Origin of the sequence: Pectobacterium parvum, from assembly GCF_020971565.1 — a bacterium.
GTDB classification, from domain to species: Bacteria; Pseudomonadota; Gammaproteobacteria; order Enterobacterales; family Enterobacteriaceae; genus Pectobacterium; species Pectobacterium polare.
On the sequence record NZ_CP087392.1, the window covers coordinates 453,659 to 475,560 of the forward strand.

At 52.5% G+C, this 21,902-nt stretch carries 16 protein-coding genes, 3 tRNA genes, 3 rRNA genes and 1 riboswitch; of the genes, 13 read left to right on the forward strand and 9 right to left on the reverse strand.

Annotated features, from left to right (window positions below; all coding sequences use genetic code 11):
• Nucleotides 1–207: 207 nt before the first annotated feature.
• From thiH to LOZ86_RS02040, 7 genes are all read right to left on the reverse strand, one after another.
• Nucleotides 208–1,329 (reverse strand): 2-iminoacetate synthase ThiH, encoded by a 1,122-nt coding sequence (thiH, locus tag LOZ86_RS02010; RefSeq protein ID WP_039487701.1) that lies wholly within the window; start codon nt 1,327–1,329, stop codon nt 208–210.
• Nucleotides 1,326–2,111, reverse strand: a complete 786-nt coding sequence (locus tag LOZ86_RS02015; protein WP_039487699.1) for a thiazole synthase — start codon at nt 2,109–2,111, stop codon at nt 1,326–1,328. The genes thiH and LOZ86_RS02015 overlap by 4 nt, the downstream gene beginning before the upstream one ends.
• A gap of 1 nt (nt 2,112) precedes the next feature.
• Nucleotides 2,113–2,313, reverse strand: coding sequence for a sulfur carrier protein ThiS (thiS, locus tag LOZ86_RS02020; RefSeq protein ID WP_039487698.1), 201 nt, complete (start codon nt 2,311–2,313; stop codon nt 2,113–2,115).
• Nucleotides 2,310–3,089, reverse strand: coding sequence for a HesA/MoeB/ThiF family protein (locus LOZ86_RS02025; RefSeq protein ID WP_039487697.1), 780 nt, complete (start codon nt 3,087–3,089; stop codon nt 2,310–2,312). The genes thiS and LOZ86_RS02025 overlap by 4 nt, the downstream gene beginning before the upstream one ends.
• A gap of 1 nt (nt 3,090) precedes the next feature.
• Nucleotides 3,091–3,732, reverse strand: coding sequence for a thiamine phosphate synthase (gene thiE, locus LOZ86_RS02030; RefSeq protein ID WP_039487695.1), 642 nt, complete (start codon nt 3,730–3,732; stop codon nt 3,091–3,093).
• Entirely contained in the window at nt 3,729–5,693 is a 1,965-nt protein-coding gene (gene thiC, locus LOZ86_RS02035; protein ID WP_039514155.1) for a phosphomethylpyrimidine synthase ThiC, read from the reverse strand. The genes thiE and thiC overlap by 4 nt, the downstream gene beginning before the upstream one ends.
• A 158-nt stretch (nt 5,694–5,851) precedes the next feature.
• Nucleotides 5,852–6,005, reverse strand: a riboswitch (TPP riboswitch).
• 122 nt (nt 6,006–6,127) lie between these two features.
• Entirely contained in the window at nt 6,128–6,589 is a 462-nt protein-coding gene (locus tag LOZ86_RS02040; RefSeq protein ID WP_039514151.1) for an Rsd/AlgQ family anti-sigma factor, read from the reverse strand.
• Between the two features lie 108 nt (nt 6,590–6,697).
• On the opposite strand from LOZ86_RS02040, the gene nudC reads away from it, so the two are divergent.
• From nudC to LOZ86_RS02070, 6 genes are all read left to right on the forward strand, one after another.
• Complete coding sequence (gene nudC / locus LOZ86_RS02045) at nt 6,698–7,480, forward strand: NAD(+) diphosphatase (RefSeq protein ID WP_039487691.1); 783 nt, start codon at nt 6,698–6,700, stop codon at nt 7,478–7,480.
• Between the two features lie 148 nt (nt 7,481–7,628).
• Complete coding sequence (gene hemE / locus LOZ86_RS02050) at nt 7,629–8,693, forward strand: uroporphyrinogen decarboxylase (RefSeq protein WP_039487690.1); 1,065 nt, start codon at nt 7,629–7,631, stop codon at nt 8,691–8,693.
• Between the two features lie 15 nt (nt 8,694–8,708).
• Entirely contained in the window at nt 8,709–9,398 is a 690-nt protein-coding gene (gene nfi / locus LOZ86_RS02055) for a deoxyribonuclease V (protein WP_039487689.1), read from the forward strand.
• Between the two features lie 77 nt (nt 9,399–9,475).
• Nucleotides 9,476–10,066: a YjaG family protein gene (locus tag LOZ86_RS02060; protein ID WP_039487688.1), complete on the forward strand. Its 591-nt coding sequence runs from the start codon at nt 9,476–9,478 to the stop codon at nt 10,064–10,066.
• Between the two features lie 204 nt (nt 10,067–10,270).
• Nucleotides 10,271–10,543, forward strand: a complete 273-nt coding sequence (hupA, locus tag LOZ86_RS02065; RefSeq protein ID WP_005970302.1) for a nucleoid-associated protein HU-alpha — start codon at nt 10,271–10,273, stop codon at nt 10,541–10,543.
• Between the two features lie 4 nt (nt 10,544–10,547).
• The gene (locus LOZ86_RS02070) at nt 10,548–11,234 is read left to right on the forward strand and encodes a DUF1481 domain-containing protein (RefSeq protein WP_072012459.1); all 687 of its coding nucleotides are present in this window, start codon (nt 10,548–10,550) and stop codon (nt 11,232–11,234) included.
• Nucleotides 11,235–11,439: 205 nt separating this feature from the next.
• Here the strand turns inward: LOZ86_RS02070 and purD are convergent, their stop codons facing one another.
• Together purD and purH are read right to left on the reverse strand one after the other, a co-directional pair.
• Nucleotides 11,440–12,726: a phosphoribosylamine--glycine ligase gene (gene purD, locus LOZ86_RS02075; protein WP_230242805.1), complete on the reverse strand. Its 1,287-nt coding sequence runs from the start codon at nt 12,724–12,726 to the stop codon at nt 11,440–11,442.
• A 17-nt stretch (nt 12,727–12,743) separates the two neighbouring features.
• Nucleotides 12,744–14,333 (reverse strand): bifunctional phosphoribosylaminoimidazolecarboxamide formyltransferase/IMP cyclohydrolase, encoded by a 1,590-nt coding sequence (gene purH / locus LOZ86_RS02080; RefSeq protein WP_039487719.1) that lies wholly within the window; start codon nt 14,331–14,333, stop codon nt 12,744–12,746.
• A gap of 606 nt (nt 14,334–14,939) precedes the next feature.
• Between purH and LOZ86_RS02085 the strand changes: the two genes are divergently transcribed.
• The 7 genes from LOZ86_RS02085 to ytfQ all read left to right on the forward strand — a co-directional run bounded on the left by LOZ86_RS02085 (nt 14,940) and on the right by ytfQ (nt 21,736).
• Nucleotides 14,940–16,481, forward strand: a 16S ribosomal RNA gene (locus LOZ86_RS02085).
• A 141-nt stretch (nt 16,482–16,622) separates the two neighbouring features.
• Nucleotides 16,623–16,698, forward strand: a tRNA-Glu gene (locus tag LOZ86_RS02090).
• A gap of 232 nt (nt 16,699–16,930) precedes the next feature.
• Nucleotides 16,931–19,840 (forward strand): 23S ribosomal RNA (locus LOZ86_RS02095).
• A 124-nt stretch (nt 19,841–19,964) separates the two neighbouring features.
• Nucleotides 19,965–20,080 (forward strand): 5S ribosomal RNA (gene rrf, locus LOZ86_RS02100).
• Together the 16S, 23S and 5S rRNA genes with 3 tRNA genes alongside form the textbook arrangement of a ribosomal RNA operon.
• A gap of 52 nt (nt 20,081–20,132) precedes the next feature.
• A tRNA-Asp gene (locus LOZ86_RS02105) sits at nt 20,133–20,209 on the forward strand.
• 54 nt (nt 20,210–20,263) lie between these two features.
• Nucleotides 20,264–20,339 (forward strand) — tRNA-Trp (locus LOZ86_RS02110).
• A 440-nt stretch (nt 20,340–20,779) separates the two neighbouring features.
• Complete coding sequence (gene ytfQ / locus LOZ86_RS02115) at nt 20,780–21,736, forward strand: galactofuranose ABC transporter, galactofuranose-binding protein YtfQ (protein WP_010283932.1); 957 nt, start codon at nt 20,780–20,782, stop codon at nt 21,734–21,736.
• Nucleotides 21,737–21,902 lie beyond the last annotated feature (166 nt).

Genomic DNA, 21,902 nt, shown 5'->3' on the forward strand with positions numbered 1-21,902 from the left:
GAGTCGATAAGTAGCAAACGGCTCCGGCCAGCAAGCTCTGTCATCATGCTCAGGCTTGCCAACGACGCTACTGTATTCTTCGTCGAAGGCCGTGACGATAGGCTGAATGTCATCTTGCGTGGCGCTATCCTGAGAATGTCACCTTCCGTGTAATTCTCATTCCGGCCTGCGAGCCGCTTCGCAAATCATGCATATCGCCACGGTTTGCTACCGACCCAAATAACCGTCCCAGTCTTTCCATACGGGCTGGAGACCTGCGCGTATGATGGCCTGCGCTACCTCTTCAGGGCGTCGTGAATCATGGGGTGAAAACTGTTCCAGTTCAGGGTGGTCGTCGGCGTAGCCACCCGGTTGAGTTTTGGAAAATGCGCTGACGTTGTTAATCGCGATAGGAATGGCATGATCGCGAAAGAAAGGCGATTCACGCGTGGACAGCGACAGCTCAATATCTGGTGACAGCAACCGGAATGCGCAAATCACCTGCATGAGCTGCGCTTCATCCATGAGTGACGCCGGTTCAATGCCGCCCGCACAAGGGCGCAGACGAGGGAACGAGATAGAATAACGGCTCTGCCAGTAACGCTGTTGTAAGTGCAGCAGGTGTTCCGCCACCATATAGCAGTCGGTGCGCCAGCTATTGGACAGACCGATTAAGGCACCCAGCCCGATCTTGTCGATCCCTGCTCGACCCAGTCGATCCGGCGTGGCGAGTCGCCAGTGGAAATCCTGTTTTTGTCCTTTTAGGTGGTGCAACTGGTAGGTCGCCGGATGATAGGTTTCCTGATAGACCATCACGCCATCCAGACCCAGTGCTTTCAACTCGGCGTACTCGTCCTGCGATAAGGGCTGAACTTCGATCATCAACGAACTGAAGAGTGGGCGGATCAGCGGAAAAACGCGACGAAAATAATCCATGCCTACTTTACGCTGGTGTTCGCCGGTCACGAGCAACAGGTGTTCAAACCCCAGTTCCTTGATAGCGGCGCATTCACGCAGGATTTCTGCCTCATCCAGCGTTTTTCGCTTGATGTGGTTACTCATCGAAAAGCCGCAGTAGGTACAGTCGTTGGAGCACAGATTGGACAGGTACAGCGGGACATAGAAGCTCACCGTATTGCCGAAACGCTGTCGGGTGAGCTGCTGTGCCCGTTGGGCCAACGGTTCCAGGTAGGCGCTGGCGGCAGGTGAAATAAGCGCCATAAAATCGTCACTCGTCAGGTGTGGTGCCGCAAGCGCTCGTTCAACATCGCGTGCAGTTTTACCGTTGATGCGCAGCGTTAGGTCATCCCAGTCGAGCTGTTCCCAGACGGTTTGAAAGTCGGTGTTCATCGCTCTACCTCTTCCGTTTGCTGATGCAGAAAACCAGTGAGCGGGCTGGTGGCGCTGGCGACAAACTGCTTACTCCCCAGACCAGCCTGACGAGCAAGCGCACCAGCATCGACTGCCAGCCTGAATGCCTGTGCCATTGCCACGGGATCGCGTGCAACGGCGATGGCCGTGTTGACCAGTACGGCGTCGGCGCCCATTTCCAGCGCGTCGGCTGCATGGCTGGGCGCGCCAATGCCCGCATCGACAATCACCGGAATGCGAGCCTGTTCGATGATGATGCGGAGAAAATCACGCGTTTGCAGTCCCTGATTGGAGCCGATCGGTGCGCCCAGCGGCATCACCGCCGCGCAGCCGACTTCTTCCAGCCGTTTGCACAGTACTGGGTCGGCACCGCAGTAGGGCAGCACCGTGAATCCCTCTTTTACCAGCTGTTCGGCGGCCTTCAGGGTTTCGATAGGGTCGGGCAGCAGGTATTTCACATCGGGGTGAATCTCCAGCTTCAGCCAGCGAGTGCCCAGCGCTTCTCGCGCCAATCGGGCTGCAAAAATGGCCTCGTCTGCGGTTTTAGCCCCTGAGGTATTCGGCAGCAGTTTAGCGCCGAGCTGGCGTAGCGGGGCGAGAATAGCGTCGTTGCCGCCGTTCAGGTCAACGCGCTTCATCGCCATGGTGACTAACTGCGAGCCAGAAGCCTCAAGTGCTGCCAGCATCAGTTCTGGCGTGGCGAATTTCCCGGTGCCGGTCAGCAGCCGTGAAGTGAATGTCGTATCGGCAATGTGCAGCATGTCATCCTCCCGCTATTGCCTGAAAAAGCAAAATATCATCACCGTCCTGCACCTGATGCTGTGACCAGATGGCGTGCGGGATAATGGTCTGGTTGATGGCCAAGGCTGTGCCAGGCTGGAGCCGATTTATCTGGCTCAGCAGCGCCTCAACCGTGATGGCCTCTGGGCATTCAAAGGTCTCGTCATTCAGCGTGATTTTCATGCCGATCCCCCGCATACCGGGCAATGGGGGGCGCGCGTCAGTTGGAGCGTGTTCCAGCTCTGTTGTTTGCCATTGAACATTCTCAGCTTGCCGTCCAACGGAGACGGCATACCTGCCAGCAGCTTGATCGCTTCCAGCGACTGGAGCGTGCCAATCACGCCGACCACCGGACCCAGCACACCTGCGGTACGGCAGTTGCGCTGGGGTTCGGACGTATCGGGATACAGGCAGGCGTAGCAGCCAGCGTGATAAGGCGGCGTGAAGACGGCGAGCTGGCCGCTGAAACCGACGGCACTCCCGCTGATGAGCGGCTTGCCTGCGCTAAAACAGGCGGCGTTAACCGCATGGCGAGTGGTCATGTTATCGCTGCAATCCAGCACCAGATCGACGCGGCTAACGGCGCGGTGTAACGCCTCGCCGCTGAGTCTCTCGGTAATCGCAATCGCTTCTGAGTTTGGGTTTAACGCCTGTAGCTGACGCTGGGCTAGCACGGCTTTGGGCTTGTCGGTGTCGCAGGTGCGATACAGAATCTGGCGTTGCAGATTGCTGATATGCAGCGAGTCATCATCGGCAAGCAGCAGCGTGCCGACCCCTGCGGCTGCCAGATAGAGTGAAGCGGGCGCACCCAATCCACCCAGCCCAACCAGCAGAACGCGGGCGGCTTTGAGCTTCTCCTGACCGTCCGGGCCAATATCTTCCAGCATCAGCTGACGGCTGTAGCGCATGAACTCGCTATCGCTCAGTCCGGCAGACGTTGGATGGGGATTCGTTACCATGTCATTCCTCCCGTCCTTCAATCATCCTGAGCAGCGTCGCGGTTGCCTGCCGCCAGTCCGGTGCCTGCGTAATAGCGCTGACGACGGCAATACTGCCGACGCCCGTTTTCAGCACCGCAGGCACTCTGTCGATGCTGATGCCGCCAATCGCAACGGTGGGGAAACGGTCTTGCAGATCGGCTATGTGGCGCGTCAGTTCGGCCAACCCTTGCGGCGCTGATGGCATATCTTTGGTTTGTGTCGGGAAAATATGCCCCAGCGCGATGTAGGACGGGTTGATTGCCACCGCACGCGCCAGTTCACGATCGTCGTGCGTGGAGACGCCTAAACGCAGGCCGGCTTTTTTTATCGCGTCCAGATCGGTAGTATCCAGATCGTCCTGACCCAGATGTACGCCGTATGCCTGATGTTTGACGGCCAATCTCCAATAGTCATTGATAAAAAGCTGCGCCTGATAGCGGTGACCCAAGGCGATCGCCTGGATCACCTCGGCTTCGGCTTGTTCATCTGACCGATCTTTGATCCTGAGTTGGATCGTTTTCACCCCGACGCCGAGTAGTCGCTCGATCCACTCCACGCTATCGACGACGGGATAAAGCCCCAGCCGCTGCGCCGTTGGGGCAAAAGGCATTGAGTCCGTCATTTGCTTACCTCGGTTTGCAGGCTGGTGGCGCTGTGATAGAGCTCGCTGCCGCGTGAGCGGAATGCTTGCGACATCTGTTCCATACCGACTTCAATCGGTTTGGCTTCCGCTTCCTGTTTTGCCGCGTAGTCGCGTACTTCCTGTGAGATTTTCATCGAGCAGAATTTGGGGCCACACATGGAACAGAAGTGGGCGACTTTACCGGATTCTTGCGGCAGGGTTTCATCGTGGTAGGCGCGAGCGGTTTGGGGATCGAGCGCCAGATTGAACTGGTCTTCCCAGCGGAATTCGAAGCGTGCTTTTGACATGGCGTTATCACGGATCTGCGCGCCGGGGTGGCCTTTCGCCAGATCGGCGGCGTGGGCGGCGATCTTATAGGTAATCAGCCCCTGTTTGACGTCTTCTTTGTTCGGCAAGCCAAGATGTTCCTTCGGCGTCACGTAGCAGAGCATCGCGCAGCCGAACCAGCCGATCATGGCAGCCCCGATGCCGGAGGTGAAGTGATCGTAACCCGGTGCGATATCAGTGGTGAGTGGGCCGAGCGTATAGAACGGCGCTTCGTGGCAGTGCTCCAGTTCTTCGGTCATGTTGCGGCGGATCATCTGCATCGGAACGTGGCCGGGGCCTTCGATCATCACCTGAACGTCGTATTCCCAGGCAATCTTGGTCAGCTCGCCCAGCGTATGCAGCTCGGCAAACTGGGCTTCGTCGTTGGCATCCTGAATGGAGCCCGGACGTAAGCCGTCCCCCAGCGACAGCGCGACGTCGTAAGCGGCACAAATTTCACAGATTTCACGGAAGTGCTCGTACAGGAAGCTCTCTTTGTGATGCGACAGGCACCACTTCGCCATAATGGAACCGCCGCGTGAGACGATGCCAGTCAGGCGTTTGGCGGTCATCGGGACGTAGCGCAGCAGCACGCCGGCGTGGATGGTGAAATAGTCCACGCCCTGTTCCGCCTGCTCCAGCAGCGTATCGCGGAACATTTCCCAGTTCAGGTTTTCCGCCACGCCGTTCACTTTCTCCAGCGCCTGATAAATCGGTACTGTCCCGATTGGCACGGGGCTGTTGCGCAGAATCCACTCACGGGTTTCGTGAATATAGCGACCAGTGGAGAGATCCATCACCGTATCCGCGCCCCAGCGGGTAGACCAGACCAGCTTTTCTACCTCTTCTTCGATGGAGGAGGTCACGGCGGAGTTACCGATATTGGCGTTAACCTTCACCAGAAAATTACGACCGATAATCATCGGTTCCGATTCTGGGTGGTTAATGTTGGAAGGAATAATGGCACGGCCGACTGCCACTTCCTGACGAACGAATTCCGGCGTGATGTTTTCTGGCAGGAGAGCACCGAAACTTTGCCCTGGATGCTGCTGGCGCAGCACATCGCCGCGAATGCGCTCGCGTCCCATATTTTCGCGAATGGCGATAAATTCCATTTCGGGGGTAATCACGCCCTGTCGCGCATAGTGAAGTTGAGTAACGCGTTTGCCCGCTTTAGCACGTAAAGGTCGTGGCAAGTGCTCGAAGCGCAGATGATCCAGACCGGCATCCGCCAGACGCTGTTGGGTGAAATCGGAGCTGACGCCAGATAGCGCTTCGGTGTCGTGACGTTCTGCAATCCAGCTGGCGCGCAGCTTCGCTAACCCAATGCGGACATCGGGTTGCGCGGCGGGATCGCCATAAGGCCCTGACGTATCGTAAACCGGGATTGGCTCATTGGGTTCGTATTGGGGATTGTTTTTACTGCCGCCGAGTAGCGTCGGGCTAAGCTGAATCTCCCGCATCGGTACGTGGATGTCATCACGCGAGCCCGCAAGGTAAATGCGTTTGGAATTGGGAAAGGCGGTTCCCTGTAAGGTTTCAATAAACTGCTGGGCGGCGGCACGCTGTTCACGGCGACCCGATTTGGATGCTGTGGATAGCTCTGGTTTTACAGATAATGGTTCTGTAGACAATGGGTTTACAGATAACGGTTCTTTAGACAAGGGTTCTGTAGACATAGCAAGTTCCTGTAAGACGTAAAGGGAAGATTGCTTGTCTGGAGCCGGAGGGAGTAATAATGATATTGAGTGTCAGAGCAGGTAGGTGGGAATACACAGCCTTGGGCTCAATGAGGTGCATTACTCTTGTTCCCTTCGCAGGTATTAACCCGATCAGGTTCCGCGGATCCCGAATTAACGGTCTCAGCCTGTGCGCTCATAAGTTTCGTAAAACGATTGATTTCGTAAAACAAAACATGAGCACGCTAGGCACTCCGACAAGATATGCCCGTCTCTTAAACGGGCCAATAAAACCCCTACACTGTATGTCGGCAAAACGCGGATGTCAAAGCGTGCCGCTTTTGCCTGTGCAGCGTGTGATGATTTACTTAAATAGCGTCAAAGAACCACTATTTGTCGTAAATCTGCTGGATCATGTTGTCTTCTAACGTAAAACGCTCTTCCAATGCTTCGCCGACGTGAGAGAGTGCCTGCTGGAATTCGAGGCAGTTATCATGGTCGATGGCTGCCGCCAGATGGCTATCGTAAAACGTCATGATTTGCTGCGTGTTATTTTGCAGGGCGAGGTCGAGCTGGGTGGAAAGCGCTAATACTTGTTCGCTGTGGGCCGATGCTTCATGCAGCATTTTTTCGTATAAATGAAAGTGGCCGGTAGAAAGATAGTCCACCAGATTCTGGCAAAAATTATCCAATGCCTCTTCATCCAGAAGAGAAAGCGTTTCCTTGTTCGGCTTGATGCCAACCAGATGATAGTAAGCCACCAGAAGCCGCTTACGCGCTTGTAGCCATTGGTCGATTAACGCATTATTGCTACCAACGTATTCAGTTAGACTTTGTAGCTGGTTTAGCATTGTTGACTCCGTGAACGGTAAGAAATAACTGAAATCCCAGTTATAAAACTTATGTAATCACTCTGAATGTAAAATGCCAGTGAAGTGGCAGTGGAGCAATAAAAAGATATGGAACAGACGCTAAAAGGTGACGAAACCGGCTGGTGGGTGGTTAGCGATGCGGTACAAATCTGGCTCCCTCAGGGAGAATTGCCGCGCGGAACGGCTACGGCGTGGTCGTTGCAGGGGAAAACGGCTCGTCAAATCGGTGAATGGCAAGGGCTGCCTGTCTGGCTGGTCTGTCAGGGACGAGATTCCGATATGGCATCAGTTCGCCAGTTGCTCGATCAGGACGTCGGCTTATTCCAACTGGCGGGGCGAGGCGTACAGCTGGCTGAATTCTATCGCTCCCATCGTTTTTGCGGTTATTGCGGCCATGAAATGGTGCGGAGTAAAACCGAGCTGGCGTGCTTATGTCACCATTGCAAAGAGCGCTATTATCCGCAGATCGCGCCTTGCATCATCGTCGCGATTCGCCGTGGCGAGGAAATTTTGCTGGCACAGCACAATCGACATCGCGGAAACATGTACACCGTGCTGGCCGGATTTGTCGAAGTGGGCGAAACGCTGGAGCAGACGGTCGTGCGTGAGGTGATGGAAGAAAGCCAAATTCAGATAAAAAACCTGCGCTATGTGAGCTCGCAGCCTTGGCCATTCCCCCATTCACTGATGATGGCGTTTATGGCCGACTATGCGGGTGGCGAAATCAAGCATGACCCGAAAGAGCTGCGTGACGCGGGCTGGTTCCGTTATGACCAACTCCCGCAGTTGCCTCCTCTGGGCACCGTGGCGCGTCGGCTTATCGAAGATACGGTGGTACTGTGCCGTGCTTATCATGAGAACGAAGGCTGACGTGGTACTATTGGCGTCATGAATGGCTCGCGTACACCGCGCACCTGCGTCATCGCGTATTCGCTTCATAAAGCGTTCGCCTTATAACGTATCCGTTTCATCACATCTATCCGGTGTCGAACCGCCGTGAGGTTGAAAGGAAAAGAATATGACTGATCTGAAAAACGATCGCTATTTGCGGGCGTTATTACGCCAACCCGTTGATGTCACCCCGGTGTGGATGATGCGTCAGGCGGGGCGCTATCTGCCGGAATATAAGGCAACGCGTGCGCAGGCGGGTGATTTTATGTCGCTGTGTAAAAACGCAGAACTGGCTTGCGAAGTCACGTTACAACCTTTACGGCGCTATGCGTTGGATGCGGCGATCCTGTTCTCCGATATCCTGACTATCCCTGATGCCATGGGCCTAGGGCTTTATTTTGGAGCAGGGGAAGGCCCACGCTTTCATTCTCCGATCACGTCTCATGCCGATGTGGTTAACCTGCCGGTTCCCGATCCAGAGCAGGAACTCGGTTATGTGATGAACGCGGTGCGGACGATCCGTAAAAGTCTCGCTGGGGAAGTGCCGCTTATCGGCTTCTCGGGCAGCCCGTGGACGCTGGCAACCTATATGGTTGAAGGCGGTAGCAGCAAAGCGTTTACCGTCATCAAGAAAATGATGTTCGCCGAGCCTAAAACGCTACACCTGTTGCTGGATAAGCTGGCTGATAGCGTCATTCTTTATCTCAACGCGCAGATTCGTGCGGGTGCGCAGGCGGTGATGGTCTTCGATACCTGGGGCGGCGCGCTGAGCGGACGCGACTACAAAGAGTTCTCCCTGCATTACATGCATAAGATCGTTGACGGTTTACAGCGTGAGAACGAAGGCCGCCGTGTGCCCGTGACGCTCTTCACCAAAGGCGGAGGACAGTGGCTGGAGGCGATGGCGGAAACGGGCTGCGACGCGTTGGGGCTAGACTGGACGAGCGATATTGCTGATGCACGCCGTCGCGTAGGCGATAAAGTCGCCCTGCAGGGAAACATGGATCCGTCTATGTTGTATGCCGATCCGGCACGGATCGAGCAGGAAGTGGCGTCGATCCTGGCTGGGTTTGGACAAGGTAACGGCCATGTTTTCAATCTGGGTCACGGCATTCATCAGGATGTGCCGCCGGAGCATGCGGGCGTGTTTGTTGAAGCTGTGCATCGGTTGTCCCGCGCTTATCACGCATGATTGACAGGAGGTGATGTGATTGATACACAACGGCTGCGGGCTGAACAGTTGGCCCGCGCTTCTGATGTGATTCGGCACGACGATTTACCTTTTGAGCAGCCCGCGTTTATCGCGGGTGCGGATGTTGGCTTTGAGCAAGAAGGCTCAGTAACCCGCGCTGCGATTGCGGTAATGCGCTATCCTTCGTTGGAACTGATAGAATACAAGATTGCGCGTATCAGCACGACAATGCCTTATATCCCCGGTTTTCTTTCGTTTCGTGAATGCCCCGGGCTACTCGCTGCGTGGGCGTTGCTTGAACAGAAACCGGATCTGCTGTTTGTCGATGGGCATGGGATTTCCCACCCGCGTCGCCTCGGCGTTGCTAGCCATTTCGGCCTGTTAGTTGATGTTCCGACGATTGGTGTGGCGAAAAGTCGGCTTTGTGGCCGGTTTGAGCCGTTGGCAGAGGGCGTTGGCAGCCAGCAGCCGTTACTGGATAAGGACGAGCAGATTGGCTGGGTATGGCGCAGTAAAGCGCGCTGTAATCCGCTGTTTGTGGCGACGGGGCATCGAGTCAGTCAGGATAGTGCATTGCACTGGGTGCAATCTTGTATGCGTGGCTACCGTTTACCGGAGCCGACTCGTTGGGCTGATGCTGTCGCATCAAATCGTCCCGCGTTTGTGCGTTGGCAACGGCAGCAAGCCGCTAACGTATTGTCGTAAAACTTTAGGAATTCAGGCATAGGGCGTCACTGTGATTTCAGGTACACTGCCGTCCGTCGCCGTTAATGAGCATAAAAATGTTACGTAACCCCATTCATTTACGTCTGGAAAAGCTGACGAGCTGGCAACATGTCACTTTCATGGCATGTCTTTGTGAACGTATGTATCCAAATTACCACGAGTTTTGTCGTCAAACAGAATTCGGCGACGCGATGGTTTACCGTCGCATTCTCGATCTGGTATGGGAAACATTGGTTGTTAAAGATGCGAAGGTCAATTTCGATAGCCAGTTGGAAAAGCTGGAAGAAGCGGTTCCCGCTGCTGAAGATTACGATCTTTACGGCGTTTACCCGGCTATTGATGCCTGCATCGCACTGGGCGAGCTGATTCATTCGCGTTTAAGCGGTGAAACGCTGGAACATGCGATAGCGATTAGCGAAACGTCTATCCGCACGGTTGCCATGCTGGAAATGACGCAGGCGGGCAAAGAAATGACCGACGATGAGCTCAAGGTTTTGCCTGCAATTGAAGAAGAATGGGACATCCAATGGGAGATTTTTCGCCTGTTGGCGGCTTGCGAAGAACGGGACATTGAGCTGATCAAAGGGCTCCGTTCCGATGTGCGCGAGGCCGGAAGTAGTAACATCGGGATAAATTTGCATCAATAACGCGATAAAACGTGATTTAAGGCCTGAAATGGCCTGTCTTAAGGCTTCACATTCGCACCCTGTCTGGTCTACATTTGGGGGGCGTAAAAAAAGTGGCTGTCGGTGCGTGTATGCAGGAGAGTGCTATTACACCCTGAAACGGGAAAGGGCATATCCGTCGCACTCGATGCTTAGCAAGCGATAAACACACTGTAAGGATAACTTATGAATAAGACTCAACTGATTGATGTAATTGCGGACAAAGCTGATCTGTCAAAAGCACAGGCTAAAGCAGCTCTGGAATCAACTTTGGCGGCAATTACCGAGTCTCTGAAAGAAGGTGATGCAGTACAATTAGTTGGTTTTGGTACGTTTAAAGTGAACCATCGTAATGAGCGCACTGGCCGCAACCCACAAACCGGTAAAGAAATCAAAATTGCTGCTGCCAACGTGCCAGCGTTTGTTTCTGGCAAGGCTCTGAAAGACGCTGTTAAATAAGCCCATGCCGGTTAAAAGTTTAAGCAGAGGGGCGTTTTCGCCCCTTTTGCTTTTACGACGTTTGTGTGGCGCAGGCCTCGTGCTGATAGCCGTGGTAGCTTGTAGTAGCCGCACCGCACCGCCGGACGTTTTCGCCAGCGGCTACGTTGCCGATCGTGGTGTTGTGCGTTTGTGGCGCAAGGATGATGCGCAGAATACGACGGCGCTGACCACCGTATACAACCCGCTTCAAGGCAATGCTCTGGTGGTGACGCGCTATACGTTCCAGCAGGATAAGCTACGCGAGATACAGCGTAATCAGCTCGGGGCGCAACAAGAAGATATGCGTTTGCGCTTTGCAGAAGATGGAACCGTCAGCTTTATGCAGCGGCAGCTTGCCGAAAGACGTGAATCGGTTTCTGATGATGAAATCGCGCTCTACCAGTTTGATGCTAAGCGCATGCTGGAATTGAGCGATGTATTGCGTGCAGGCAAGGTGAGATTAAAGCAAGGAAAATGGCTGGAAGGGCAGGTGCAGTCTTGTGACGGTACGGTGGTTCGCCCTGATTTTGACAATGACTCGCGTGAATGGATCGCGCAGCAAAAAGCGCATGCAACGCGCCCGCTAAACGTCGCGTGGCTGGAAGCGCCAGAAGGGACGCAGTTATTGCTGGTGGTGGAAGATGATGTATGCCAGTGGCAACCTAAGTAGCCATACCCGTCATACTTCAAGTTTCATGTGCGTTGGCTGCGTTCACTCACCCGAATCACTTACCTGAGTAAGTTCATCGGGATTCCCTCTCTTACCGCCTTCCTGAAACTCGAATTATTTAGGGTATACAAAAAAGTCTGGCTATAAAAAACCCGGATTTCTCCGGGCTTCAGTATTTATCAGACAATCGTTATCGCATCGCTTATCAGGCTTGCTCGCGCTCAATAGCACGGTAGCCGATGTCTTTTCGACAGAATACTCCTTGCCACTGAATACCCGCTGCTATTTCATAAGCTCGTTGTTGCGCTTCAGCCACGGTATTGCCTAATGCAGTGACGCACAGTACACGGCCGCCGTTGGTCACGACATCAATGCCGTTCAACTTGGTACCAGCATGGAAAACTTTGCCATCCTCGGCATCCTGCTGCGGTAAACCAGAAATGACATCGCCTGTATTGTAGCCAGCCGGATAACCGCCTGCTGCCAATACCACGCCCAGAGACGGACGTTCATCCCAGACGGAATCTTTCTGATCCAGCGTACCGTCACAGGCCGCCAGACACAGTTCTACCAGATCGGAGCGCAGGCGCAGCATAATTGGCTGTGTTTCTGGATCGCCAAAGCGGCAGTTGAATTCGATCACTTTTGGCAGGCCATCGGCAGAAATCATCAGACCGGCATACAGGAAACCGACGTAGGTATTTCCCTCTGCGGCCATGCCGTTGACGGTTGGCCAAATCACCTGGTCCATCACGCGCTGGTGGATTTCATCGGTCACGACCGGAGCCGGTGAATAAGCGCCCATACCACCGGTATTCGGGCCAGTATCTTTATCCCCAACGCGTTTATGATCCTGGCTGGTTGCCATCGGCAGCACATTCTTGCCATCCACCATAACGATGAAGCTGGCTTCTTCGCCATCAAGGAACTCTTCCACCACGATACGGTGTCCGGCATCGCCGAATGCATTTCCCGCCAGCATATCCTGAATGGCGTTCTCTGCTTCTTGCAACGTCATGGCGACAATCACGCCTTTACCAGCGGCTAATCCGTCGGCCTTGATGACGATCGGTGCGCCTTTGCTGCGTACATAGGCCAGCGCGGGTTCAACTTCGGTGAAGTTCTGGTATTCCGCTGATGGAATATTGTGGCGTGCCAGAAAATCTTTAGTAAAGGCTTTAGAGCCTTCTAACTGTGCAGCGCCCTGCGTTGGGCCAAATATTTTTAGACCTGCGCTCTGAAATGCATCGGCAACACCGATAACTAACGGTGTTTCCGGGCCAACGATGGTTAAATCGATGTGGTTTTCTTGGGCAAACGCGACTAACGCTGGAATATCCGTGGCGGCGATATCGACGTTGGTCAGCGCTGGCTCAAGCGCGGTGCCCGCGTTGCCTGGAGCGACATAAACACGTTTCGCCAGTGGTGACTGTGAGGCTTTCCAGGCTAGCGCGTGCTCGCGTCCGCCATTACCAATTACTAAAATGTTCATTTCGGTCAGCTCCAGAATTAATGGCGGAAATGGCGCATGTCGGTAAAGATCATCGCAATGCCGTGTTCGTTGGCGGCAGCAATGACTTCATCATCACGAATCGACCCGCCCGGTTGGATCACGCAGGTAATGCCAACGGCCGCAGCGGCATCAATACCATCACGGAATGGGAAGAACGCATCAGACGCCATAGCAGAACCTTTTACTTCTAGCCCTTCATCGCTCGCTTTGATACCGGCGATTTTCGCTGAGTAAACGCGGCTCATCTGGCCAGCACCTATCCCGATGGTCATGTTGTCGCGTGCGTACACAATCGCATTGGATTTAACGAACTTAGCCACTTTCCAGCAGAAAAGGGCATCACGTAATTCCTGCTCGCTCGGCTGGCGTTCGGTCACGACACGCAACTGAGACGCATCGACCATGCCCAGATCGCGATCCTGAACCAGCAAACCGCCGTTGACGCGTTTGAAGTCCAGCCCAGGAGCGCGTTGTTGCCAGCTACCGCTAGTCAGGACGCGTACGTTCTGTTTGGCTGCGGTCACCTTCAATGCGGCCTCGCTGGCAGATGGGGCAATAATGACTTCGACAAACTGGCGGCTAATGATGGCCTGCGCCGTCTCTTCATCCAGCTCGCGGTTGAAAGCGATAATGCCGCCGAATGCAGATGTTGGGTCGGTTTTATAGGCGCGCTCGTAAGCATCAAGAATTGAGTCGCCAATTGCTACACCGCACGGATTCGCATGTTTAACGATAACGCAGGCCGGTTCGGCAAATTCTTTCACACATTCTAGCGCCGCATCGGTATCGGCGATGTTGTTATAAGACAGTGCTTTGCCTTGTAACTGTGTTGAGGTAGCGACAGAGGCCTCGTGAATATTCTCTTCTATATAGAAGGCAGCTTGCTGATGGCTGTTTTCGCCGTAGCGCATGTCCTGCTTTTTGATGTAGTTCAGGTTCAACGTGCGGGGGAAGTGGCCCGATGGCTTATCGGTATCACCGTGGTAAGGCGGAACCAGTGCACCAAAGTAGTTGGCAATCATACTGTCGTAAGCTGCAGTGTGTTCGAAGGCTTTGATCGCTAAATCGAAACGGGTTTCGTAGGTCAGTGAACCTTCGTTGGCGTCGATTTCATTAATGATGGCACTGTAGTCGCTACTCTTGACCACGATAGCCACATCTTTATGGTTCTTGGCGGCGGAGCGAACCATCGTTGGCCCACCGATATCGATATTCTCAACCGCATCTTCTAATGTGCAGTTCTCACGAGCGACGGTCTGAGCAAACGGATACAGATTCACAACGACGATATCAATGGGTTTGATGTCGTGCTGCGTCATTATCGCATCATCTTGATCGCGTCGTCCCAGAATGCCGCCGTGTACTTTCGGGTGCAGGGTCTTCACTCGCCCATCCATCATTTCTGGGAAGCCGGTGTAGTCAGAGACTTCAGTCACCGCTAAGCCAGCGTCAGCCAGCAAACGGGCGGTTCCACCAGTTGAAAGGAGCTCGACGCCACGTTGGGACAGAGCTTGAGCAAATTCGACAATACCTGCTTTGTCAGAAACGCTGAGCAGAGCGCGGCGAATTGGACGGCGTTGTTGCATGATGATGTTATCCCCTGGATTTGGGTAGTCAGTAAAGAACGGTATGTGAATATCGTCTTTGTCAGAGCCATAATTGCGGAATAAAGAGAAATATTCAGTTAGCGTTCGCAAAAATACGACGATTTTGAACGGGGTGAATTGTAGCGAAAACGTTTGCGTGATGCTCGTCAATTTTTGAATAGAATGCTTTCTGTGGATAAGTTTGTGCAAAAATAGGTATAAAGCGGGGTTTTGCTGTGGAATGCAGCAAACAGTCATTTTTCTTTAAAACACCTATTGCGGCCTGACGAGAAGTCCCTATAATGCGCATCCACTGACACGGCAACAGCGACACGCGGTTGTGGTGACAGCAAAAAGATTCAACGAAGCAATCAGTAATGACTTGACTTCACAGCGGAAAAGCATAATATATGCACCCCGCGCCACCGATGAAGTGGCACTGCTCTTTAACAATTTAATCAGACAATCTGTGTGGGCACTCACAAGACCGTATCTTAACGATATAAAAAGTCTTGAAGAGTGAACAACAGTAAAATTCATTACGAATGAACAGTTGCTAATTCTTTGAGCATCGCTTCTCGAGTAGAAGCAAATCAAACAAATCTTAAATTGAAGAGTTTGATCATGGCTCAGATTGAACGCTGGCGGCAGGCCTAACACATGCAAGTCGAGCGGTAGCACAGGAGAGCTTGCTCTCTGGGTGACGAGCGGCGGACGGGTGAGTAATGTCTGGGAAACTGCCTGATGGAGGGGGATAACTACTGGAAACGGTAGCTAATACCGCATAACCTCGCAAGAGCAAAGAGGGGGACCTTCGGGCCTCTCGCCATCAGATGTGCCCAGATGGGATTAGCTAGTAGGTGAGGTAATGGCTCACCTAGGCGACGATCCCTAGCTGGTCTGAGAGGATGACCAGCCACACTGGAACTGAGACACGGTCCAGACTCCTACGGGAGGCAGCAGTGGGGAATATTGCACAATGGGCGCAAGCCTGATGCAGCCATGCCGCGTGTGTGAAGAAGGCCTTCGGGTTGTAAAGCACTTTCAGCGGGGAGGAAGGCGGTAAGGTTAATAACCTTATCGATTGACGTTACCCGCAGAAGAAGCACCGGCTAACTCCGTGCCAGCAGCCGCGGTAATACGGAGGGTGCAAGCGTTAATCGGAATGACTGGGCGTAAAGCGCACGCAGGCGGTCTGTTAAGTTGGATGTGAAATCCCCGGGCTTAACCTGGGAACTGCATTCAAAACTGACAGGCTAGAGTCTTGTAGAGGGGGGTAGAATTCCAGGTGTAGCGGTGAAATGCGTAGAGATCTGGAGGAATACCGGTGGCGAAGGCGGCCCCCTGGACAAAGACTGACGCTCAGGTGCGAAAGCGTGGGGAGCAAACAGGATTAGATACCCTGGTAGTCCACGCTGTAAACGATGTCGACTTGGAGGTTGTGCCCTTGAGGCGTGGCTTCCGGAGCTAACGCGTTAAGTCGACCGCCTGGGGAGTACGGCCGCAAGGTTAAAACTCAAATGAATTGACGGGGGCCCGCACAAGCGGTGGAGCATGTGGTTTAATTCGATGCAACGCGAAGAACCTTACCTACTCTTGACATCCAGAGAATTTGCTAGAGATAGCTTAGTGCCTTCGGGAACTCTGAGACAGGTGCTGCATGGCTGTCGTCAGCTCGTGTTGTGAAATGTTGGGTTAAGTCCCGCAACGAGCGCAACCCTTATCCTTTGTTGCCAGCGATTCGGTCGGGAACTCAAAGGAGACTGCCGGTGATAAACCGGAGGAAGGTGGGGATGACGTCAAGTCATCATGGCCCTTACGAGTAGGGCTACACACGTGCTACAATGGCGTATACAAAGAGAAGCGACCTCGCGAGAGTAAGCGGACCTCATAAAGTACGTCGTAGTCCGGATTGGAGTCTGCAACTCGACTCCATGAAGTCGGAATCGCTAGTAATCGTAGATCAGAATGCTACGGTGAATACGTTCCCGGGCCTTGTACACACCGCCCGTCACACCATGGGAGTGGGTTGCAAAAGAAGTAGGTAGCTTAACCTTCGGGAGGGCGCTTACCACTTTGTGATTCATGACTGGGGTGAAGTCGTAACAAGGTAACCGTAGGGGAACCTGCGGTTGGATCACCTCCTTACCAAAAAAGATGTGTGTTAAGTGAAGTGCTCACACAGATTGTCTGATGAAAATACTGAGCAAGCGCACCTGTTGATGTCATGAGTGTAGACTCATACTGACGCGAAAGTGCCGGGTTTATGATCCGGTACGGATTTTTCGTGTCACCATCGTCTAGAGGCCTAGGACACTGCCCTTTCACGGCTGTAACAGGGGTTCGAATCCCCTTGGGGACGCCAATCCGATAATGAGTGAAAGACATTATCACGAATATCTTAAAGATGATTCTTCGGAGTCATGTTTACGATATTGCTCTTTAACAATCTGGAACAAGCTGAAAATTGAAACATGACAGCTGAACATGCATTGATGCCTACGGGTATGAATGGCGTGTCAGTGTGTCAATGAGTCTCTCAAATAATCGCAGCACGACAGTGACTTTGATTAATCAAAGACACCTTCGGGTTGTGAGGTTAAGCGACTAAGCGTACACGGTGGATGCCTAGGCAGTCAGAGGCGATGAAGGGCGTGCTAATCTGCGATAAGCGTCGGTAAGCTGATATGAAGCGTTATACCCGACGATACCCGAATGGGGAAACCCAGTGTGTTTCGACACACTATCATTACGTGAATACATAGCGTAATGAGGCGAACCGGGGGAACTGAAACATCTCAGTACCCCGAGGAAAAGAAATCAACCGAGATTCCCCTAGTAGCGGCGAGCGAACGGGGAGGAGCCCAGAACCTGAATCAGTTTGTGTGTTAGTGGAAGCGTCTGGAAAGTCGCACAGTAAAGGGTGATAGTCCCGTACACAAAAATGCACAGATTGTGAGTTCGATGAGTAGGGCGGGACACGTGACATCCTGTCTGAATATGTGGGGACCATCCTCCAAGGCTAAATACTCCTGACTGACCGATAGTGAACCAGTACCGTGAGGGAAAGGCGAAAAGAACCCCGGCGAGGGGAGTGAAATAGAACCTGAAACCGTGTACGTACAAGCAGTGGGAGCCTTGATTAATCAGGGTGACTGCGTACCTTTTGTATAATGGGTCAGCGACTTATATTCTGTAGCAAGGTTAACCGTATAGGGGAGCCGTAGGGAAACCGAGTCTTAACTGGGCGTTAAGTTGCAGGGTATAGACCCGAAACCCGGTGATCTAGCCATGGGCAGGTTGAAGGTTGGGTAACACTAACTGGAGGACCGAACCGACTAATGTTGAAAAATTAGCGGATGACTTGTGGCTGGGGGTGAAAGGCCAATCAAACCGGGAGATAGCTGGTTCTCCCCGAAAGCTATTTAGGTAGCGCCTCGTGAATTCATCTTCGGGGGTAGAGCACTGTTTCGGCTAGGGGGTCATCCCGACTTACCAACCCGATGCAAACTACGAATACCGAAGAATGTTATCACGGGAGACACACGGCGGGTGCTAACGTTCGTCGTGAAGAGGGAAACAACCCAGACCGCCAGCTAAGGTCCCAAAGTCATGGTTAAGTGGGAAACGATGTGGGAAGGCACAGACAGCCAGGATGTTGGCTTAGAAGCAGCCATCATTTAAAGAAAGCGTAATAGCTCACTGGTCGAGTCGGCCTGCGCGGAAGATGTAACGGGGCTAAACCATGCACCGAAGCTGCGGCAGCGACACTTAGGTGTTGTTGGGTAGGGGAGCGTTCTGTAAGCCGTCGAAGGTGGCCTGTGAGGGCTGCTGGAGGTATCAGAAGTGCGAATGCTGACATAAGTAACGATAATGCGGGTGAAAAACCCGCACGCCGGAAGACCAAGGGTTCCTGTCCAACGTTAATCGGGGCAGGGTGAGTCGACCCCTAAGGCGAGGCTGAAAAGCGTAGTCGATGGGAAACAGGTTAATATTCCTGTACTTGGTGTTACTGCGAAGGGGGGACGGAGAAAGCTAGGTTATCCGGGCGACGGTTGTCCCGGTTTAAGCGTGAAGGTGGATGACTTTGGTAAATCCGGGTCATCATTAACACTGAGGCGTGATGACGAGTCACTACGGTGATGAAGTAACCGATGCTACGCTTCCAGGAAAAGCCTCTAAGCTCCAGGTAACATTAAATCGTACCCCAAACCGACACAGGTGGTCAGGTAGAGAATACTCAGGCGCTTGAGAGAACTCGGGTGAAGGAACTAGGCAAAATGGTGCCGTAACTTCGGGAGAAGGCACGCTGATGGTAGGTGAAGTGACTTGCTCACGGAGCTGAAATCAGTCGAAGATACCAGCTGGCTGCAACTGTTTAATAAAAACACAGCACTGTGCAAACACGAAAGTGGACGTATACGGTGTGACGCCTGCCCGGTGCCGGAAGGTTAATTGATGGGGTCAGCCGCAAGGCGAAGCTCTTGATCGAAGCCCCGGTAAACGGCGGCCGTAACTATAACGGTCCTAAGGTAGCGAAATTCCTTGTCGGGTAAGTTCCGACCTGCACGAATGGCGTAATGATGGCCAGGCTGTCTCCACCCGAGACTCAGTGAAATTGAACTCGCTGTGAAGATGCAGTGTACCCGCGGCAAGACGGAAAGACCCCGTGAACCTTTACTATAGCTTGACACTGAACCTTGAGCCTTGATGTGTAGGATAGGTGGGAGGCTTTGAAGCGTGGACGCCAGTCTGCGTGGAGCCAACCTTGAAATACCACCCTTTAATGTTTGATGTTCTAACGTAGGCCCGTAATCCGGGTTGCGGACAGTGTCTGGTGGGTAGTTTGACTGGGGCGGTCTCCTCCCAAAGCGTAACGGAGGAGCACGAAGGTTAGCTAATCCTGGTCGGACATCAGGAGGTTAGTGCAAAGGCATAAGCTAGCTTGACTGCGAGAGTGACAGCTCGAGCAGGTGCGAAAGCAGGTCTTAGTGATCCGGTGGTTCTGAATGGAAGGGCCATCGCTCAACGGATAAAAGGTACTCCGGGGATAACAGGCTGATACCGCCCAAGAGTTCATATCGACGGCGGTGTTTGGCACCTCGATGTCGGCTCATCACATCCTGGGGCTGAAGTAGGTCCCAAGGGTATGGCTGTTCGCCATTTAAAGTGGTACGCGAGCTGGGTTTAGAACGTCGTGAGACAGTTCGGTCCCTATCTGCCGTGGGCGTTGGAAGATTGAGAGGGGTTGCTCCTAGTACGAGAGGACCGGAGTGAACGCACCACTGGTGTTCGGGTTGTGATGCCAATTGCATTGCCCGGTAGCTAAGTGCGGAAGAGATAACCGCTGAAAGCATCTAAGCGGGAAACTTGCCTCGAGATGAGTCTTCCCTGGGCACTAGATGCCCCTGAAGGGCCGTTGAAGACGACGACGTAGATAGGCTGGGTGTGTAAGCGTAGCGATACGTTGAGCTAACCAGTACTAATGACCCGAGAGGCTTAACCTTACAACACCGAAGGTGTTTTGAGACGACTCAAAGAGATTTTGATAATCAGCTTGTTCAAAGATTGGTTCTGATGGTTGTGCACACTGAAAAGTGAGGTATAACGGTTGGAATGAAACAGAATTTGCCTGGCGGCGATAGCGCGGTGGTCCCACCTGACCCCATGCCGAACTCAGAAGTGAAACGCCGTAGCGCCGATGGTAGTGTGGGGTCTCCCCATGTGAGAGTAGGGAACTGTCAGGCATCAAATTAAGCAGTAAGCCGGAGCAATCTGGTGGTTGTAGAGAAATTCGGTGGAGCGGTAGTTCAGTTGGTTAGAATACCTGCCTGTCACGCAGGGGGTCGCGGGTTCGAGCCCCGTCCGTTCCGCCACTTATTAAAGATTATGCCTGCTAACTTTAGCAGGCATAATGTTAAGCGTAATTTAGGGGCGTAGCTCAGTTGGTAGAGCACCGGTCTCCAAAACCGGGTGTCGCGAGTTCGAGTCTCTCCGCCCCTGCCAAATAAAACCCTTCACGTTATCGTGAAGGGTTTTTTTTGATCTTTACTTTATGCTCGATCCTGTCTTGTACTCCTCTTTCCAATTTCTCCGTTATTTCTCCCCTTTGGATATCTAATTAATCTAACGTGTTGTTATTTAACAGATAAAACCCGCTGATGTACTGCTGACAGATCGTGCTGATTTAGCTGTAAATATGCACAAAATCACCGTAATACCAGGTTGTGAACTTGCTCATTCACCTTGTTCGATATTTGAACTAAAACTATCTACAACCTGAGTGAAAGGATAATTGTTTTTCAAAGCGATCCTTCAGGTTGCATTCACTTGTTCGTTGTATCTGCCAACATCACATCGATAGCGCTATAGCAGAAATTCGTAGCGCTATGCTGTACCTGAAATCTGACTAAGTAGCTGTAAGACTACACAGAAGGAGTTTAAGTATGTACAGACGTTTACTGGTAGCTGTTGCTGTAAGCACTGCGTTATGTGGTGCCGTACAGGCAAAACCCTTAACGGTTGGGTTTTCCCAGATTGGTTCAGAATCAGGATGGCGCTCTGCGGAAACTAAAGTGTCAAAGCAGGAAGCCGAGAAGCGTGGGATAACGTTAAAAATAGCTGATGCCCAGCAGAAGCAGGAGAATCAGATTAAGGCTGTACGGTCGTTCATCGCTCAGGGTGTCGATGCCATATTTATTGCACCAGTCGTTGCTACTGGTTGGGCACCGGTCTTACAGGAAGCTAAAGAAGCAAAAATCCCAGTGTTCTTGCTTGATAGAACGATTGAGGTAAGCGATCCATCGTTGTATACCGCAGCTATCGCCTCTGATAGCGTCTATGAAGGAAAAGTGGCAGGGGAGTGGCTTGTGAAAGAGGCCGCTGGCAAACCTTGTAATGTTGTTGAGTTACAGGGAACGGTTGGCGCTAGCGTTGCTATAAACCGTAAGAAAGGGTTTGCTGACGGTATAGCTTCAGATCCACAGATAAAAATTATCCGTTCACAGTCGGGAGACTTTACTCGTAGTAAGGGTAAAGAAGTCATGGAGAGCTTTATTAAAGCTGAGCAGAACGGAAAAAATATCTGTGCGGTTTATGCACATAATGATGACATGGCAATAGGCGCCATTCAGGCAATTAAAGAAGCTGGCCTGAAACCTGGTTCACAAATAAAAGTTGTCTCCATTGATGGTGTCCCTGATATTTTCAAAGCTATGATGAATGGCGAAGCTAATGCCACCGTTGAATTAACACCTAATATGGCTGGGCCTGCTTTTGATGCTTTATTAGCGATGAAGAAGGATGGGAAACAGCCTGAAAAATTCATTCAAACCGAATCACGCTTATTGCTGCCTGATACGGCAAAACAGGAATATGAAACCAAGAAAGACCTGGGTTATTGATATTTATATTGTAGATTTATCATTGATATAAATTTTGCTAAATACTTGGCAGAAATATGAATATGGGGAAGTGGGCTTGCGATGTTTTCTGCACCGTTCAATCACGGAACAGTGAATATTGTCAGCCTACTTACCATAATATTGCTCAGGTGTGACGTAGCCTTGT

Bases quoted from the DNA above. Each gene is read 5' to 3' on its own strand.
- thiH (WP_039487701.1), bottom strand. From the start codon at position 1,329: ATGAACACCGACTTTCAAACCGTCTGGGAACAGCTCGACTGGGATGAC.
- LOZ86_RS02015 (WP_039487699.1), bottom strand. From the start codon at position 2,111: ATGCTGCACATTGCCGATACGACATTCACTTCACGGCTGCTGACCGGC.
- thiS (WP_039487698.1), bottom strand. From the start codon at position 2,313: ATGAAAATCACGCTGAATGACGAGACCTTTGAATGCCCAGAGGCCATC.
- LOZ86_RS02025 (WP_039487697.1), bottom strand. From the start codon at position 3,089: ATGGTAACGAATCCCCATCCAACGTCTGCCGGACTGAGCGATAGCGAG.
- thiE (WP_039487695.1), bottom strand. From the start codon at position 3,732: ATGACGGACTCAATGCCTTTTGCCCCAACGGCGCAGCGGCTGGGGCTT.
- LOZ86_RS02040 (WP_039514151.1), bottom strand. From the start codon at position 6,589: ATGCTAAACCAGCTACAAAGTCTAACTGAATACGTTGGTAGCAATAAT.
- nudC (WP_039487691.1), top strand. From the start codon at position 6,698: ATGGAACAGACGCTAAAAGGTGACGAAACCGGCTGGTGGGTGGTTAGC.
- hemE (WP_039487690.1), top strand. From the start codon at position 7,629: ATGACTGATCTGAAAAACGATCGCTATTTGCGGGCGTTATTACGCCAA.
- LOZ86_RS02060 (WP_039487688.1), top strand. From the start codon at position 9,476: ATGTTACGTAACCCCATTCATTTACGTCTGGAAAAGCTGACGAGCTGG.
- hupA (WP_005970302.1), top strand. From the start codon at position 10,271: ATGAATAAGACTCAACTGATTGATGTAATTGCGGACAAAGCTGATCTG.
- LOZ86_RS02070 (WP_072012459.1), top strand. From the start codon at position 10,548: ATGCCGGTTAAAAGTTTAAGCAGAGGGGCGTTTTCGCCCCTTTTGCTT.
- purD (WP_230242805.1), bottom strand. From the start codon at position 12,726: ATGAACATTTTAGTAATTGGTAATGGCGGACGCGAGCACGCGCTAGCC.
- purH (WP_039487719.1), bottom strand. From the start codon at position 14,333: ATGCAACAACGCCGTCCAATTCGCCGCGCTCTGCTCAGCGTTTCTGAC.
- ytfQ (WP_010283932.1), top strand. From the start codon at position 20,780: ATGTACAGACGTTTACTGGTAGCTGTTGCTGTAAGCACTGCGTTATGT.